The following is a 17,347-nucleotide window of genomic DNA, read 5'->3' as shown; positions in this document are numbered from 1 at the left end:
TTCGATGCGTTACGGAGGAAGCGTGATTTCTCAAGAGCTTGAAGTCAGCCTGCATATGGCTTTCGTCGAGGCCCGTTCGGCCCGGCACGAATTTATTACCGTCGAGCACCTGCTGTTGGCGTTGCTCGACAACGCTTCGGCGGTCGAGGTCCTGCGCGCCTGCGCAGCCAACCTGGATGATCTGCGCCGCAACCTGCGCCAGTTCGTTTCGGAAAACACGCCGGTAATTCCCAGCGGCGCCGAAGTCGACACGCAGCCCACGTTGGGTTTCCAGCGCGTCATTCAGCGCGCGATCATGCACGTCTCCGCCGGCGGCACGGGCAAGAAGCCCGTCACGGGCGCGAACGTGCTGGTGGCCATTTTTGGCGAAAAAGACTCGCACGCCGTGTACTACCTGCAACAGCAGGGCGTCACGCGCCTGGATGTGGTCAATTTCCTGTCCCATGGCATTACCAAACAGCCGCAGGTGGAGTCCGCCGCCGTGCAGAAAGAGCAACAGCCCAATGGTGAAGAGCAGGGCGATTCGCGTCAGTCGCCGCTGGATCAGTACGCCACCGACCTGAACGCCGCCGCGCTGGCCGGCCGCATCGATCCCCTGATCGGCCGCGAGCACGAAGTCGAGCGCGTCATTCAGGTGCTGTGCCGCCGCCGCAAGAACAACCCGCTTCTGGTGGGCGAAGCCGGCGTTGGCAAGACCGCCATCGCGGAAGGCCTGGCCTGGCGCATCACGCGCGGCGAAGTGCCCGAAGTCCTGCAGGCCGCTCAGGTCTTTTCGCTGGACATGGGCGCGTTGCTTGCCGGCACCAAGTACCGCGGCGATTTCGAACAGCGTCTGAAAGGCGTGCTCAAGCAGATCCGCGGTAATCCCGATGCGATCCTGTTCATCGACGAAATCCACACGCTGATCGGCGCCGGTTCCGCGTCGGGCGGTACGCTGGATGCCTCCAACCTGCTCAAGCCGGCCTTGTCGTCGGGGCAGTTGAAGTGCATCGGTGCAACCACCTACACCGAATATCGTGGCGTCTTCGAAAAAGATCACGCGCTGTCGCGCCGGTTCCAGAAGATCGACGTGCCCGAGCCCAGCATCGAACAGACCGTGCAAATCTTGCGCGGCCTGAAGAGCCGCTTCGAAGAGCACCACAGCGTGCGCTATTCGGCTGCGGCGCTGTCGGCTGCGGCCGAACTGTCGGCGCGCTTCATCAATGACCGCCACCTGCCCGACAAGGCCATCGACGTGATCGACGAGGCCGGCGCCGCGCAACGTCTGCTGCCGCGTTCGCGCCAGAAGAAGGTGATCGGCAAGGTCGATATCGAGAACATCGTTTCCAAGATCGCGCGCATCCCGCCGCAGTCCGTCTCCAACGACGACCGCAGCAAGCTCGCCACGCTGGATCGCGACTTGAAGACGGTGGTGTTTGGTCAGGATGGCGCCATTGACGCGCTGTCCGCCGCCATCAAGATGGCGCGCTCGGGCCTGGGCAAGCCGGAAAAGCCGATCGGCGCCTTCCTGTTGTCGGGCCCCACGGGCGTGGGCAAGACCGAGGTCGCGCGTCAACTGGCATTCACGCTGGGCGTCGAACTGCTGCGTTTCGACATGTCGGAATACATGGAACGCCACGCGGTGTCGCGCCTGATCGGCGCGCCGCCGGGATACGTGGGTTTCGATCAGGGCGGCCTGCTCACCGAGGCGATCACCAAGCAGCCGCACTGCGTGCTGCTGCTCGACGAAATCGAAAAGGCGCATCCGGATGTGTTCAACATCCTGCTGCAGGTCATGGACCACGGCACGCTGACCGACAACAACGGCCGCAAGGCAGACTTCCGCAACGTCATTCTCATCATGACGACCAACGCGGGCGCCGAGACCTTGAACCGTCCGTCGATCGGTTTTGCGAATTCGCGGATGGTGGGCGACGAAATGGCGGAAATCCGCCGCATGTTCACCCCTGAATTCCGCAACCGCCTGGACGCGATCATTCCCTTTGCCGCGCTGGACCACGAGGTCATCATGCGCGTCGTGGACAAGTTCCTCATGCAGCTTGAAGACCAGTTGCACGAGCGTCGCGTGGAAGCCGTATTCACCACGCGCCTGCGTGAACACCTTGCCAAGGAGGGGTTCGATCCGCTGATGGGCGCGCGTCCCATGCAACGTCTTATTCAGGACACCATCCGGCGTGCGCTGGCCGACGAGCTGCTGTTTGGCAAGCTGGTCGACGGCGGCTCGGTCACGGTGGATCTGGACGAGTCGGGCAAGGTCACGCTGGACTTTGACGACAGCGGCAAGCCGCCTTCGTCGGATGCGCCGGACAAGCAGGAAGTCGAACTCGTCGACTGATGACCGCGGACCGCCAGCCGCTGATCGAATGCGAACACTGCGCAAGCATTTATCGCCGACATCAGCTTGAACCTGGCGAGACTGCCAATTGTGCCCGCTGCGGCGCCGTGCTCTGGCGCTACAGCGGGCTTACTTTGTCCAATTGGCTGGCGCTCGCCATCACTGCCCTGATCGTCTTCGGGGTGGCCAATGCCTACCCGGTCGCTTCGATGTCCGTGCAGGGCATGGTGCAGCAGGCTTCTCTGCTGGACTCCATTTCCATTACCTGGCGCCAAGGCCATTGGCTCGTGTCCATCATGACCGGCCTGGCGGGCTTCGCGCTGCCGCTTCTGCAACTCACTGTGCTGCTGTGGGTGCTGGGCCCGTTGTCGCGGGGCCGCGAGCCGGCGGATTTCCACGCCGCCATGCGCCTGTTGGGCGCGCTGCGGCCGTGGTGCATGGTGCCGGTGTTCCTTTTGGGGGTGCTGGTTGCCGTGGTGAAACTGGCGGGGATGGCCGCGGTGGCGCCGGGCATCGGTCTGGCCGCGTTCGGCGTGCTGACCGTCCTGCTGACGATGCTGGGCAGGTTGTCGCCCCATGTGTTGTGGCGGTATGCCGAATCCGTCGGCGTGGTGCCCGTGCATGTGCCCGAGGCGGGGTCCGACGTCGTGTTGACCGGTTGCCACGTCTGCGGCCAGGTACAGGCCCTGCCGCGGGACGCCGATCCCGAGGCGCACCATCACTGCGTGCGCTGCGACGCGGTGGTGCATTACCGCAAGCCCGATCACGTGGCGCGCACTTGGGCGCTGTTGCTGGCGGCCGTGGTGTTCTACATTCCCGCGAACGTGCTGCCGGTGATGAAGGTCAGTTCGCTGCTGGGCGACAGCGCGCACACCATTCTGGGTGGCGTCGTGGAGCTCTGGCAGATGGGCTCGTGGGACATTGCGCTGATCGTGTTCATCGCCAGCGTGGCGGTGCCGCTGACCAAACTGTTGGCACTTATCTTGCTGCTGCTTACTGAGCAATGGCGTAGCACAACCAATCTGGGGGCGCGTACGCGGTTGTATCAGATGGTTGAATTCATTGGCCAGTGGTCGATGCTGGATGTATTTGTCGTTATATTGCTGGCGGCGCTGGCCGACTTTCAGGGCTTGATGGAGATCAGCGCCGGTGCCGGCGCCGCGGCGTTTGGCGTGGTCGTCATCCTGACCATGCTGGCGGCCATGAGCTTCGATCTGCGCCGTAGCTGGGACCTTGAAGGTCAGTCTGAAATTGAATCAGCGCCGGTGGAGGGCCGGCATGCGCCGGTGTCCGTCTCCGGCAAGCAAGTGGGCTAGGAAAGGCCTCCCGCCGTTGTTTTCCGCTCAGAAAAGGAAAAAGTAGATGTCCGAGCAAGCCCCCGGATCTGGTGAAGAGAAGTTCGCGTCGCCCGCGATCTCGCGCAAGAAGAAAAGCCGGATCTCCTGGATCTGGCTGGTCCCCGTCGTGGCCGCGTTGATGGGCCTGTCGCTGGTCGTGCGGACCTGGATGCAGGCTGGCCCTGACATTTCCATCTCTTTCAATACTGCCGAAGGCCTGGAAGTGGGCAAGACCCAGCTTCGCTACAAGGACGTGAATATCGGCACGGTCAAATCCATTGGTTTTAATTCCGACCGCAGCAAGGTGGTCGTGAAAGCCGAGCTGTCCAAGCAAGTCTCTGATTTGGCGCGAGAAGGCACCAACTTCTGGGTGGTGCGCCCGCGGCTGGACGTAAGCGGCGTCTCGGGCCTGGGCACCTTGCTGTCGGGTGCCTACATCGGCGTGGATGCGGAAGAGGGCAAGGACACCAGCAACCGCGCCACCAAACTGTCTTTCGAAGGCTTGGAAACCCCGCCCGCCGTGACCCACGATCGCGCGGGCAAGCGCTTCATGCTCAAGGCCTCGGACCTGGGTTCGCTCGATATCGGCTCGCCCGTCTATTACCGCCGCATCAACGTGGGCCGCGTGATCGGCTACGCCTTGGACGACAACGGCAGCGCCGTGAACGTCGAGGTGTTCGTCGATGCGCCCAACGACAAGTTCGTCACCAATGGCACCCGCTTCTGGAATGCCAGCGGCGTGGACTTCAGCGTTAACGCCGACGGCCTGAAGGTGCGCACGCAATCGCTCGTGTCGATGGCGGTGGGCGGCGTGGCGTTCGCGTCCGTGCAGAACGCCCGCGATGGCGAAGCGGCCGCCAAGGCCGACACCGAGTTCGACCTGTACGCCACCGAGGCCGCGGCCAAGGCCAATCCGGACGGCGAAGCCTTCCCGATCCGCATGCGCTTTGACCAGTCGATCCGCGGGCTGGCCGTGGGGGCGCCGGTTGACTTCAACGGCATCACGCTGGGCGACGTCACGCAGATCACGCTGGACTTCGATCCCGCCACCAAGCGCTTCTACTCGCTGGTGGACGCCACCCTGTATCCGGAACGGCTGGGCCGCGTCTACGAAGAGGTGCGCGAGCGGGCGATCAAGGAAGGCGACGTGGCAGGCGGCCGCTTGCTGGGCGTGATGATCAAGCATGGGCTGCGCGCGCAATTGCGCACCGCCAACCTGCTGACCGGCCAGCTTTACGTGGTGCTGGACAACGTGCCGAACGCCAAGCCCGTCGAGTTCGTGATGTCCGAGCCCGCGATCATCCCCACGGTGCCGGGCAATCTGGACCAGCTCCAGCAGCAGGTCACCAACATCGTCACCAAGATCGAGAAGATTCCGTTCGACAAGATCGGCGAGGATCTGCGCGCCACGCTGGCCAGCACGTCCAAGCTGATGAATCGCCTGGACAAGCAGGTGGCGCCCGAGGCGCAGAAGGCGCTCAAGGCGGCCAAGGACTCGATGGCGAACATCAACTCGCTGCTGGCCTCCGACGCCTCGCTGCCGGTCAATACCGAACGGGCGATGCAGGAACTGAGCCGCGCGGCGCGATCGCTGCGCGCGCTGGCCGACTTCCTGCAATCCAACCCCGAAGCCCTGCTGCGCGGCAGAGGCGAAGACCCCATCCCGGGCGCCGGCCCAGTCAGGAACTAGACGCTCATGAAAAGCCGACTCTCTTGCTCCGCAACCCCGTCCCGCAACGGACGCGCCCGCGCCGCGCTGGCCGTGCTGGCGCTGTCCGGCGCGCTGGCGGCCTGCGGGTCGTCGCCGCCCGTTCATTACTACACGCTGCAGACGCCCGAGCGTTCGGCGGCGTCCGGCGCCGCGCCGGGCTCGGCGTCGTTCCTGATCGAGGTGCAGGCCGTCACGTTGTCCACGCAGGCCGATCAGCCGCAACTCATGGTGCGCACCGGCGACGGCAGCATTTCCGCCCTGTATTCCGAGCGCTGGAGTTCGCCGCTGGGCGACGAATTGCGCAATGCCTTGTCCGATGCGCTCAAGCGCGATCTGGGCGCGCTCGATGTGCAGATGGTCAAGCCGGGGCCGGGGGCGCCGATCTGGCGCGTGCAGACCGACGTGCAGCGGTTTGAAATGGTGTCCGGCAGCATGGCGCAACTGGATGCCACGTGGCGCGTGCGGCCCGTCGACACCAAGGGCACGGGCCTGTTGTGCCGCAGCGTTGTCACCGAAGACGTTTCCGATGACGCCATTCCCACCCTGATCGCCGCGCAACAGCGCGCGGTGGTGAGCCTGGCGGGCGTCATGGCGGCAGCCATTCGCGGCCAGACCCCGGCGGGGTCCGGCTCGGTCCAGATGATGGGATGTTCCGCGCTGAAGGAATGATCCGCCCCGAGTCCTTGGGATAAACCTCGCGATCTCAAGCGGTTAACTAGGTTCAACCTAGGGTTAACCTTAATACAAACGCGGTTGCAACCTGTCTAGCATACGGTCCTACCCATACTGGGTTCCGATCGGGCCCAGTTACACCTTTGCCATGCGACAGGAAGCAATCTCTTATGGCCAGCACGACCCTCGGCGTCAAAGTCGACGATGCACTCCGCGACCGCCTGAAAGCCGCCGCCAACAAGCTCAACTGCACGCCGCACTGGCTGCACAAGCAAGCGATCCTGTCCTATCTGGACAAGATCGAGCGCGGTCATCTCCCCGCCGAGATGTCCCACCTGAGCGCGGATGCCGCGGGTGAAGAGGATGCGGCCGAATCCCATGCCGCGCCCACGCCGCCGTTCTATGAATTCGGGCAGGACGTGCAGCCGCAGTCCGTGCTGCGCGCCGCCATCACGGCGGCCTATCGCCGTCCCGAGCCCGAGTGCGTGCCGCTGCTGCTGGGCCAGGCCCGCGTGCCGAACCTGGAAAAGGTGCACGCGATGGCGGCCGGCCTGGTCAAGAAGCTGCGCGGCAAGCGCACCGGTGGCGGGGTCGAGGGCCTGATCCAGGAATTCTCGCTTTCCAGTCAGGAAGGCGTGGCGCTGATGTGCCTGGCCGAAGCGCTGCTGCGCATTCCCGACCGCGCCACGCGCGACGCGCTGATCCGCGACAAGGTCGCCCGCGGCGATTGGAAGTCGCACATGGGCGGTTCGCAGTCGCTGTTCGTCAACGCCGCGACCTGGGGTCTGATGATCACGGGCAAGCTGGTGGCCGTGAGCAGCGAGCAGTCGTTGTCCAAGGCGCTGACGCGCCTGATCGGCAAGGGCGGCGAGCCGTTGGTGCGCAAGGGCGTGAACATGGCCATGCGCATGATGGGCGAACAGTTCGTGTCGGGCCAGACGATATCTGAAGCCCTGGCCAACAACCGCAAGATGGAATCGCGCGGCTTCCGCTATTCGTACGACATGCTCGGCGAAGCCGCGACCACGGCGGAAGATGCCGACCGCTACTACGCCTCGTATGAGCAGGCCATCCATGCGATCGGCAAGGCCGCCGCGGGGCGCGGCATCTACGAAGGCCCCGGCATCTCCATCAAGCTGTCGGCCCTGCATCCGCGTTACTCGCGCGGCCAGCGCGAGCGCGTCATGGCGGAACTGCTGCCGCGCGTGAAGGCGCTGACCATCCTGGCGCGCAGCTACGACATCGGCCTGAACATCGACGCCGAAGAAGCCGACCGCCTGGAGATCTCGCTGGATCTGCTTGAAGCGCTGTGCTTCACGCCGGAACTGGAAGGCTGGAGCGGCATCGGCTTCGTCATCCAGGCTTATCAGAAGCGTGCGCCGTTCGTTATTGATTACGTGATCGACCTGGCCCGCCGCAGCCGTCACCGCGTGATGGTGCGTCTGGTGAAGGGCGCCTACTGGGATAGCGAAATCAAGCGCGCCCAGGTCGACGGTCTGGAAGGCTATCCGGTCTACACCCGCAAGCTGTACACGGACGTGGCGTACATCGCCTGCGCCCGCAAGCTGCTGGCCGCGCCCGAGGCCGTGTATCCGCAGTTCGCCACGCACAACGCCTACACGCTGGCCGCGATCTATCAGCTTGCCGGTCAGAACTACTACCCCGGCCAGTACGAATTCCAGTGCCTGCACGGCATGGGCGAGCCGCTGTACGAAGAAGTGGTTGGCCCGCTGACCCAGGGCAAGCTCAACCGTCCGTGCCGAATCTACGCGCCGGTCGGCACGCACGAAACGCTGCTGGCGTACCTGGTGCGCCGCCTGCTCGAAAACGGCGCCAACACCTCGTTCGTGAACCTGATCGGCGATGAAACCATCCCGGTCGAAACGCTGGTCGCCGACCCCGTGGAAGCCGCCTCGCGCATCACGCCGCTGGGCGCGCCGCACGAGAAGATTCCGTTGCCGCGCGAGCTCTACGGCAATCCGCAGGACGGCGCGCGCGCCAACTCGGCCGGCCTGGACCTCAGCAACGAACATCGCCTGGGCTCGCTGTCGGCGGCGCTCTTGGCCAGCGCCGGCACGCCGTGGCGCGCCGGTCCGATGCTGGGCGAAGGGAGTGAGCACTGGGATGCCGCCAAGGCAATCGAAGTGCGCAACCCCGCCAATCTGCGCGACGTGGTCGGCCATGTCATCGAAGCCGACTCGGCCGATGCGGAAGTCGCCCTGCGCGCCGCCGCCAACGCCGCGCCGATCTGGCAGTCCACGCCGGTCGCCGAGCGTGCCCAGTGCTTGCGCCGCGCGGCGCAGTTGCTGGAAGAGCAGATGCAGACCTTGCTGGGCCTCATCGTGCGCGAAGCCGGCAAATCGCTGCCCAACGCCATCGCGGAAGTGCGCGAGGCCGTGGACTTCCTGCGCTACTACGCCGATCAGGCCGAGCAGGAATTCAGCAACGATACGCACCGTCCGCTGGGCACCGTGCTGTGCATCAGCCCCTGGAATTTCCCGCTGGCAATCTTCACCGGTCAGGTCGCTGCTGCGCTGGCGGCGGGCAATACCGTGCTGGCCAAGCCGGCCGAGCAGACCCCGCTGATCGCGGCGCAAGCCGTGGCCATCCTGCGCGCGGCCGGCGTGCCCGCTGGCGCCGTGCAGTTGCTGCCGGGCCGCGGCGAAACCATCGGCGCGCAACTGGTTGCCAATCCTGGCGTGCGCGGCGTGATGTTCACCGGCTCGACCGACGTGGCCCGCATCATCGCCCGCACCCTGGCCGACCGTCTGGACGATAACGGCCACACGATCCCGCTGATCGCGGAAACTGGCGGCCAGAACGCCATGGTGGTGGACTCGTCGGCCCTGTCGGAGCAGGTCGTGTTCGACGTGCTCAGTTCGGCCTTCGATTCGGCGGGCCAGCGTTGCTCGGCGCTACGCGTGCTGTGCGTGCAGGAAGACAACGCGGACCACGTGCTGACGATGCTGCGCGGCGCGATGCGCGAGCTGGCCGTCGGCAACCCGGATCGCCTGTCGGTCGACGTGGGCCCCGTGATCGACACCGATGCCCGCAACGGCATTCAGCGTCACATCGAAACCATGCGCACGGCCGGCCATCGCATCGACCAGGTCGAGCTTAACGGCGAATGCCGCCACGGCACCTTCGTGCCGCCGACCATCATCGAGATCGACAACGTCAGCGAGCTGACCCGTGAAGTCTTCGGGCCGGTGCTGCACGTGGTGCGCTACAAGCGCGACGAACTCGACGCGCTGCTCGACGCCGTCAACGGCACGGGATACGGGCTGACATTCGGTGTGCACACGCGTATCGACGAAACCATCGCGCACGTGACGGGCCAGGTTCACGCCGGCAACGTCTACGTCAACCGCAACATCGTGGGCGCCGTGGTGGGCGTGCAGCCGTTCGGCGGCGAAGCGCTGTCGGGCACGGGTCCGAAGGCGGGCGGTCCGCTGTACATGTACCGCCTGCTGGGCACGCGCCCCGCAGGCCTGCCGCCGGCCCTGGACGCCGCGGCGCCGCTGCCGCAGCGCATCGCGCTGCCCGGCCCGACGGGCGAGACCAACACGTATATGGTCGAGCCGCGAGGCGCCGTGTATTGCGTGGCCGCCACCGAGGCCGGCGCTCGGGCGCAGTGGTCCGTGGCCCGTCTGACGGGCAACCATGCCTGGTTTGCGGACACGCCGGCCGCGCAGGCGCTGCTGGCGACGCTGGACGCCGATCAGCAGGGCCAGGCAGGCATCCTTCCGGATGCCGACGTCGACGAGGCCGACTACCAGGCCGTGTTGTTCGAAGGTGATGGCGACGCGCTCAAGGCGCTGAACCAGCGCATCGCGCGGCGTCCGGGTCCCATCCTGGCGGTGCATGGCCTGACCTCCGACGCCTTGGCGGCGGGCGCCAGCTACGTGCCGGAACGCCTCTTGACCGAGCGTTCCGTCAGCGTCAACACGGCGGCGGCGGGCGGCAATGCCAGCCTCATGACCATCGGTTAAGCGTGACCAGGGGTACCCCTCGGAAAACTGAGGGTTATCTCCAATATCGGGCTAGGTTGCACTGGAACGAAAATCCGGTCGCACCTCTGGCCTGGCTGTCGCAATCCGGCATTCAGGCTCTGCAGAAAATGCATGCGCGGGACCCGGCTATCACTGGGCCCGCGGTAGTAAAAAACCAAAAGCCTGGCTAAAAGCTCAGGTATAACAAGGCCTTAGTCCGATATTTCGGAGGATTCCCCATGAAGTTCCGCACCACTTTGAAGCTTCTCGCTGCAAGCATCGCCGCCGCCGGCATGACGGCCGCCGTGCAGGCCGCCGACGTCAAGTTCGGCTTCGCAGCCCCGCTGACCGGTCCGCAATCGCACTACGGCGAGGACATGCAGAACGGCCTGAATCTGGCCCTCGAAGAAGCGAACAAGAAGGGCATCAAGATTGATGGCGAGACGGCCAAGTTCGTGCTGGTGTCGCGCGACGACCAGGCTGATCCGCGCGTGGGCGTGCAGGTTGCCCAGCAACTCGTCGACCAGGACGTCGTGGGCATCCTGGGCCACTTCAACTCGGGCACCACGATTCCCGCGTCGCGTGTCTACCACGATGCCGGCCTGCCGCAGATCGCCATGGCGACCTCGCCCGAATACACCAAGCAAGGCTACGAAACCACGTTCCGCATGATGACCAGCGACACCCAGCAGGGCGCCGCGGTCGGCAAGTTCATCGTGCAGAACCTGAAGGCCAAGAAGGTCGCGATCATCGACGACCGCACCGCCTACGGCCAAGGCTTGGCCGACGAGGTCGAGAAGGCCGTCAAGGCCGCCGGCGGCCAGGTCGTGCGCCGCGAATACACCACCGACAAGGCCAACGACTTCACGGCCATCCTGACCAACATCAAGGGTTCCGCGCCTGACGCCATCTTCTACGGCGGCCTGGACGCACAGTCCGGCCCGATGAAGCGCCAGCTCGCCACGCTGGGCCTGAAGGCCCCGCTGGTGTCCGGCGAAATGACGCGTAGCGACACCTTCATCAAGCTGGCCGGCGACGCCGCCGACGGCACCTATGCCTCGCTGGCCGGCGTGCCGCTGGACAAGATGGCCGCGGGCAAGGACTTCGATCAGAAATACCAGGCCCGCTTCAAGAAGGCCCCCGGCGTCTACGCGCCGTACGCCTACGACGGCGCCTGGAATATGATCACGGCCATCGAAGAGGCCGGTTCCGCCGACCCCGAAAAGTACCTGCCCAAGCTGGCCAAGCTGAACCGCAAGGGCGCGACGAGCGAGCACATTTCCTACGACGACAAGGGCGATCTGAAGGAAATCTCGGTCACCATCTACGAAGTCAAGAACGGCAAATGGGAGATGGTTGAAACGATGGTCAGCCAGGCTAACTAAGCCGGCTTGAAACCAGGGCGGAGCTGGCCTGGCGCCGCTAGCCGCGCGCCACTAACCGTGCGCCACTAGCCGTGTGCCACTAGCCGTACGCCACGATCCGCCCGCTTTTTTCTGCATGCGCCGTCCGGCGCTGCGGCGCGCGACGCGCGGCCAGACCTTTGCGCCCTGGCCGCCCCGCGCGATTCTTCCAGGCTTATTCAGCGGCCCCTATGGATATCTTCATTCAACAACTGATTAACGGCGTCACGCTCGGCAGCGTGTACGCCCTGGTCGCCCTTGGCTACACCATGGTGTACGGCATCATCGGGCTGATCAACTTTGCGCATGGCGACGTCGTCATGATCGGCGCGATGGCGGCCACCACGGTCGCCATTTCGCTGGTGGGCGGCGATCCCGGCGCCTCGGCCTTCGTGGTGCTGGGCGTCGGCCTGCTGGTCTCCGTGCCCCTGTGCATGGCGGTAGGCTGGACGGCCGAACGCGTGGCTTACCGGCCGCTGCGCCGCGCGCCGCGTCTGGCGGCGCTGATCACGGCCATCGGCGTGTCCATCATCCTGCAGAACGTGGTGATGATGGCCTGGGGCCGCAATTACCTGAACTTCCCGCAAGTGCTGTCGCCGAGGGTGTTCGAGTTTGCCGGCGCACGCATGAGCTCGCTGCAGATCGCCATCGTGGTGATCGCGGCGCTCATCATGGGCGGACTGCTGGCCGTCGTGCACAAGACCCGGCTCGGCACCGCGATGCGCGCCACCGCGCAGAACCGCGAGGTCGCGGGCCTGATGGGCGTGAACATCAACACGGTGATCTCGGCCGCCTTCCTGATCGGCTCGGCGCTTGCGGCCGTGGCCGGCATGATGGTCGCCACGTATTACGGCGTGTCGCAATACACGATGGGCTTCATGCTGGGCCTGAAGGCCTTCACCGCCGCGGTGCTGGGCGGGATCGGCAACCTGGTTGGCGCGATGGCCGGCGGCCTGCTGCTGGGCATCATCGAATCGCTGGGCGCGGGCTACATCGGCGACCTGACGGGCGGCTTCCTCGGCAGCCATTACCAGGATGTGTTTGCGTTCTTCGTGCTGGTGCTCGTCCTGATCTTCCGTCCCTCGGGTCTCCTGGGTGAACGGGTGGGGGATCGCGCATGAGTACGCATCCGAAGAAAAGCGGGTTCTCGACCCGCAACCTGATCGGCATCGCGCTGATCGGCCTCGTGCTGGCCGTGCTGCCGTTCGTGATCGGCATGGCGGGGCAAAGCTGGGTCCGTCTTCTGAACTTCGCACTGCTGTATGTGATGCTGGCGCTGGGCCTGAACATCGTCGTGGGCTTTGCGGGCCTCCTGGACCTGGGCTACATCGCGTTCTACGCGGTGGGCGCCTATACCTGGGCGTTGCTTGCGTCGCCGCATTTCGGGTTGCACCTGCCGTTCTGGGCGATCCTGCCGATCGCGCTGGCGGTAGCGTGCCTGTTCGGCGTGCTGCTGGGGGCGCCGACACTCAAGTTAAGGGGCGACTACCTGGCGATCGTGACGCTGGGGTTCGGCGAAATCATCCGCATCTTCCTGAACAATCTGAACGCGCCCATCAACATCACGAACGGGCCGCAAGGCATTAACCGCATCGACAGCTTCAAGGTCGGTGAGTTCGTGTTTGGCCGCACGCAGAACCTGATGGGCATCCGCTTCTCGGGGCCGGAAAAGTACTACTACCTGCTGCTCGCGCTGACGCTGATCATCATCGTGGTCTGCGTGCGGCTGCAGAATTCCCGCATCGGCCGCGCGTGGGAGGCCATCCGCGAAGATGAAATCGCCGCCAAGGCGATGGGCATCAACACGCGCAACATCAAGCTGCTGGCCTTCGCAATGGGCGCGTCGTTCGGCGGCGTCGCCGGCGCGCTGTTCGCGTCGATGCAGGGCTTCGTCAGCCCAGAAAGCTTTTCGCTCATGGAGTCCATTTCGATCCTGTGCATGGTGGTGCTCGGCGGCATGGGCCACATTCCCGGCGTCATTCTGGGCGCGCTGATCCTGGCTGCCTTGCCCGAGTTCCTGCGCGCCGTCGTGGAGCCCGTCCAGGTGAAGCTGTTCGGCGAAGTCGTGCTGGATCCGGAAGGCGTACGCATGCTGCTGTTCGGCTTGGCGATGGTGTGCGTGATGCTGTTCCGTCCGGCTGGCCTGTGGCCATCGGCGGTGCGCAAACGCGAACTGGCCAGCAAGACCCAGGGAGGCGCGGCATGAGCAAACTGCTGCAAGCCCAGGGACTGGGCAAGCGCTTCGGCGGCCTGCAGGCCTTGTCGGGCGTCAGTTTCGATATCGAACAGGGCGAGATCTACGGCCTGATCGGCCCGAACGGCGCGGGCAAGACCACGCTGTTCAACGTGCTGACCGGCCTTTACATCCCCGAGGAAGGCACCTGCACGTTCAACGGCGAATCCATGTCGGGCAAGAAGCCGCACGAGGTCGCCTATGCGGGCCTGGCGCGCACCTTCCAGAACATCCGCCTGTTCGCCAACCTGAGCGCAATCGAGAACGTGATGATCGGCCGCCACATGCGCACCCGCGCCGGCGTGCTGGGCGCCGTGCTGCGCACACGTGCGACGCGTGCCGAAGAAGCCGCCATCGAGGCGCGCGCTCAGGAGCTGCTGGACTACGTCGGCATCGGCCATCGAACCAACGATGTGGCGCGGTCTCTCCCGTATGGCGATCAGCGGCGTCTGGAAATCGCGCGCGCGTTGGCGACGGATCCCAAGTTGTTGGCGCTGGACGAACCGGCCGCCGGCATGAACGCGTCGGAAACGGTGGTGCTGCGCAAGCTGGTCGAGAAGATCCGCGCGGACGGCGTCACCGTGCTGCTGATCGAACACGACATGAAGCTCGTCATGGGCCTGTGCGATCGCGTGCTGGTGCTGGAGTACGGGAAAGTGCTGGCGATGGGCAAACCCGCCCAGGTGCAGCGCGTTCCCAAGGTCATTGAAGCGTATCTGGGTGCGGGCGCCGCGCAGGATCCGCTGATCCACAACGAGGGCCAGGCAACATGACGGCATCCCAACCCCTGCTCGAGCTGCGGGGCCTGCAAGTGTCCTACGGCGGCATCCGCGCGGTGCGTGGCATCGACCTGCGCGTGGACGAAGGCGAACTGGTCTGCCTGATCGGCGCCAACGGCGCGGGCAAAAGTACGACGCTGCGCTCCATCTGCGGACTGGTGCCGCTGGCCGGCGGCGAAGTCGTCTACGCCGGGCAATCCATTGGCGGCCAGAAGTCGCATGAACTGGTCCGCAAGGGCCTGGTCATGGTGCCCGAAGGCCGCGGCATCTTCGGTCAGCTGACCATCGAGGAAAACCTGGCGATGGGCGGCTACATTCGCCGCGACGCCGCCCAGATCCGGCAGGACACGGATCGCGTCTTCACCTTGTTCCCCCGCCTTGCCGAACGCCGCAAGCAGGCCGCCGGCACGCTGTCGGGCGGCGAGCAGCAGATGGTGGCGATGGGCCGCGCGATGATCGCGCGTCCCAAGCTGCTGCTGCTGGACGAACCGTCGATGGGTCTCGCGCCCTTGATGGTGGAAAAGGTGTTCGAAGTGGTGCGCACCATTGCCAGCGAAGGCGTCACCATTCTGCTCATCGAGCAGAACGCGCGCCTGGCCCTGGAAAACAGCCATCGCGGCTACGTGATGGAGTCGGGCGAGATCACCTTGTCCGGCCCCGCGCGCGACATGCTGCACGATCCCAAGGTGCGCGCGGCGTACCTGGGCGAAGTGGGGTAATCAAGCGCACGCAAGGCGGTCTTGCCGCCTTGCGCTCCCTCTCTTTAAGCCTGCACCGGTTCACGGTCCACGGCCGCGACCACCCCGGCGCCGATCAGCGCGTCGATCTCTTCCTTGCCGTAGCCGAATTCTCCCAGGATCGCGATGGAATCCTCGCCCAGCCGCGGCGCGGCGCGATGGTAGCGGGCGGGCGTGGCCGACAGTTTCACGGGCATGCCTACGGTGCGCACCTTGCCCGCCACGGGATGGTCCTGTTCCACCACCATTTCACGCGCCAGCGTCTGTGGGTGCGACAACGCCTGCGCGATCGAATGCACCGGGCCGGCGGGCACACCGGCGGCATCGAAGATGTCCAGCCATTCCTGCGCATCACGGGTCTTCAGGATGGCGGAGATTTCCTCCACCAATTCGTCGCGGTTCTGCATGCGGTCGCGGTTGCGGGCAAAGCGCGGGTCTTCCGCCCATTCGGGCCGGCCCAGCGCCTGCGCGATGCGCTGCCAGTTCTTCTCGTTGGCGCCGCCGATGATGATCCAGTCGGTGCGCGTGGGAAACGCCTGGTACGGCGCGCTCAGCACATGCGCCGATCCGGTGGGGCCGGGCGAGACGCCGCTGCCGAAATAGATGGCGGCGTGCCAGTAGAGCTGCTGCAGGCTGGCTTCCAGCAGCGAGGTTTCGACGATCTGGCCTTCGCCGGTGCGCTGCTTGTGCTGGTACGCGGCCAGCACGCCGAAGGCCGCGAGCAGGCCCGCGTTGATGTCGGCCACCGAGTTGCCGGTGCGCAGCGGCGGACCACCGGGTTCGCCGGTGATGGCCATCAGCCCTGAAAATCCCTGCGCCACCAGATCGAAGCCGCCTTTGTCCGCAAAGGGACCGGTCGTGCCGTAGCCGGACACGGCGCAGTAGATCAGGCCCGGATTCTCCTTGCGCAGCGTCTCGTAGCCGAGCCCCAGCTTTTCCATCGTTCCCTTGCGGAAGTTCTCGGTCACCACGTCGGCGTCGCGGATCATGCGCAGGAGCACCTTCTTGCCATCGGGGTGCTTCAGGTCCAGCGCGATGGCGCGCTTGTTGCGGTTGAGCATCAGGTAGGGCGCCGAGATGCCGTTGATCTGTGGGTCGCGGTACTGGCGCGAATCGTCGCCGCCGTCGATCTTTTCGACCTTGATGACGTCGGCGCCCAGGTCGGCCAGCATCATGCCGCAGGTGGGGCCGGCCATGATCTGCGACAACTCGATGACGCGCATGCCGGCAAGCGCGCCGGCAGGGGCATCGGAGGCGGGGGAGTGCGAGCGGCCGGAGCCGCGGGTGTCGTTGTGCATGCGTGTTCCTCGATCTTTCGTTCAGCGGCCGGTGAATTGCGGCTTGGTTTTGGCCAGGAAGGCGCGATAGCCTGCGCGGAAGTCCTCGGTGTCGAAGCAGTCGAAGGCCTCGTCGCGGTCGGCGTCGGTCAGGGTCTTGCCCTGCACCAGATTGCGCACGAACTTCTTGTGCCAGCGGGCCACCAGCGGCGCGCCATCGGCGATCCGGCGTGCGGCCGCCTGCGCCTCGTCGGCCACTTGGCCGTCCGCCACCACGCGCGAGACGACGCCCAGGCGCAAGGCTTCAGCGGCGTCGAAGATGTTGCCTTCCAGCAGCACCTGAAGCGCCACGGTCGGGCCGACCAGCCGAACCAGCGGCGCCAGTTCCGAGTACGACATCACGAGACCCAGATTCTTGATGGGCACGCCGAACCGCGAGCTTTCGCCGCAGATGCGCAGGTCGGCCAGGCTGGCGATCTCCAGCCCGCCGCCCACGCAGATGCCGTGGATCTGCGCGACCACGGGGTGGCGGCAGCCGCCGATTGCCTCGATCGTGCGGCGCATGATGGCGCCGTATTCCACCGCCTGGCGCTTGTTGCTGCGCGCGGTCTCGAATTCGCCGATGTCGTTGCCGGGCGAAAACGCCTTCTCGCCCGCGCCGCGCAGCAGCACGCAGCGCACGCTGTCATCGCGGTCCAGTTTGAGAAACGTATCGCCCAGCAGCCGCCAACTGTCGATGGTGAACGCGTTGAGTTTTTCTGGCCGGTTCAGCACCACGGTAGCGATGTCGCCGTCGCGCTCGAGCAGGATGGGCGAGGTTCCAGGGGTAGTGGTAGCAGTCATGGGTTTCCTTTGGCATGCGCGGGGGAGC

General features: G+C 65.5%; 12 protein-coding genes. 10 read left to right on the top strand and 2 right to left on the bottom strand.

Annotation, left to right across the window (positions count from 1 at the left end; all coding sequences use genetic code 11):
- The first annotated feature begins 22 nt into the window (after window positions 1-22).
- From clpA to CLM73_RS17260, 10 genes are all read left to right on the top strand, one after another.
- Complete coding sequence (gene clpA / locus CLM73_RS17305) at window positions 23-2,335, top strand: ATP-dependent Clp protease ATP-binding subunit ClpA (protein WP_199778161.1); 2,313 nt, start codon at window positions 23-25, stop codon at window positions 2,333-2,335.
- Window positions 2,335-3,651, top strand: a complete 1,317-nt coding sequence (locus tag CLM73_RS17300) for a paraquat-inducible protein A (protein ID WP_105239483.1) — start codon at window positions 2,335-2,337, stop codon at window positions 3,649-3,651. Before clpA ends, CLM73_RS17300 begins: the two co-directional genes overlap by 1 nt.
- 46 nt (window positions 3,652-3,697) lie before the next feature.
- Window positions 3,698-5,362, top strand: coding sequence for an intermembrane transport protein PqiB (locus CLM73_RS17295; protein ID WP_105239482.1), 1,665 nt, complete (start codon window positions 3,698-3,700; stop codon window positions 5,360-5,362).
- Between the two features lie 6 nt (window positions 5,363-5,368).
- Complete coding sequence (locus CLM73_RS17290; RefSeq protein ID WP_105239481.1) at window positions 5,369-6,052, top strand: PqiC family protein; 684 nt, start codon at window positions 5,369-5,371, stop codon at window positions 6,050-6,052.
- 173 nt (window positions 6,053-6,225) lie between these two features.
- Window positions 6,226-10,047: a trifunctional transcriptional regulator/proline dehydrogenase/L-glutamate gamma-semialdehyde dehydrogenase gene (gene putA / locus CLM73_RS17285; RefSeq protein WP_105239480.1), complete on the top strand. Its 3,822-nt coding sequence runs from the start codon at window positions 6,226-6,228 to the stop codon at window positions 10,045-10,047.
- Window positions 10,048-10,286: 239 nt separating this feature from the next.
- Window positions 10,287-11,432: a branched-chain amino acid ABC transporter substrate-binding protein gene (locus tag CLM73_RS17280; protein WP_105239479.1), complete on the top strand. Its 1,146-nt coding sequence runs from the start codon at window positions 10,287-10,289 to the stop codon at window positions 11,430-11,432.
- A 209-nt stretch (window positions 11,433-11,641) separates the two neighbouring features.
- The gene (locus CLM73_RS17275) at window positions 11,642-12,571 is read left to right on the top strand and encodes a branched-chain amino acid ABC transporter permease (protein WP_105239478.1); all 930 of its coding nucleotides are present in this window, start codon (window positions 11,642-11,644) and stop codon (window positions 12,569-12,571) included.
- Entirely contained in the window at window positions 12,568-13,656 is a 1,089-nt protein-coding gene (locus tag CLM73_RS17270; RefSeq protein WP_105239477.1) for an ABC transporter permease subunit, read from the top strand. Before CLM73_RS17275 ends, CLM73_RS17270 begins: the two co-directional genes overlap by 4 nt.
- On the top strand, window positions 13,653-14,456 hold the full coding sequence (locus CLM73_RS17265; protein ID WP_105239476.1) for an ABC transporter ATP-binding protein: 804 nt from the start codon (window positions 13,653-13,655) through the stop codon (window positions 14,454-14,456). Before CLM73_RS17270 ends, CLM73_RS17265 begins: the two co-directional genes overlap by 4 nt.
- Window positions 14,453-15,181: an ABC transporter ATP-binding protein gene (locus CLM73_RS17260; RefSeq protein WP_105239475.1), complete on the top strand. Its 729-nt coding sequence runs from the start codon at window positions 14,453-14,455 to the stop codon at window positions 15,179-15,181. The genes CLM73_RS17265 and CLM73_RS17260 overlap by 4 nt, the downstream gene beginning before the upstream one ends.
- Window positions 15,182-15,225: 44 nt before the next feature.
- Here CLM73_RS17260 and CLM73_RS17255 read toward each other — a convergent pair whose 3' ends face one another.
- Together CLM73_RS17255 and CLM73_RS17250 are read right to left on the bottom strand one after the other, a co-directional pair.
- Window positions 15,226-16,497 carry a CaiB/BaiF CoA transferase family protein gene (locus CLM73_RS17255; protein ID WP_105239474.1) on the bottom strand — a complete coding sequence of 424 codons (1,272 nt, stop codon included), beginning with the start codon at window positions 16,495-16,497 and terminating at the stop codon, window positions 15,226-15,228.
- A 21-nt stretch (window positions 16,498-16,518) separates the two neighbouring features.
- Window positions 16,519-17,319, bottom strand: a complete 801-nt coding sequence (locus tag CLM73_RS17250; protein WP_105239473.1) for an enoyl-CoA hydratase/isomerase family protein — start codon at window positions 17,317-17,319, stop codon at window positions 16,519-16,521.
- Window positions 17,320-17,347 lie beyond the last annotated feature (28 nt).

The sequence above is a fragment of the Achromobacter spanius genome (assembly GCF_002966795.1).
In the GTDB taxonomy this organism is placed as follows: domain Bacteria; phylum Pseudomonadota; class Gammaproteobacteria; order Burkholderiales; family Burkholderiaceae_B; genus Achromobacter; species Achromobacter spanius_D.
This window is presented reverse-complemented; position numbering and strand designations above follow the sequence as displayed.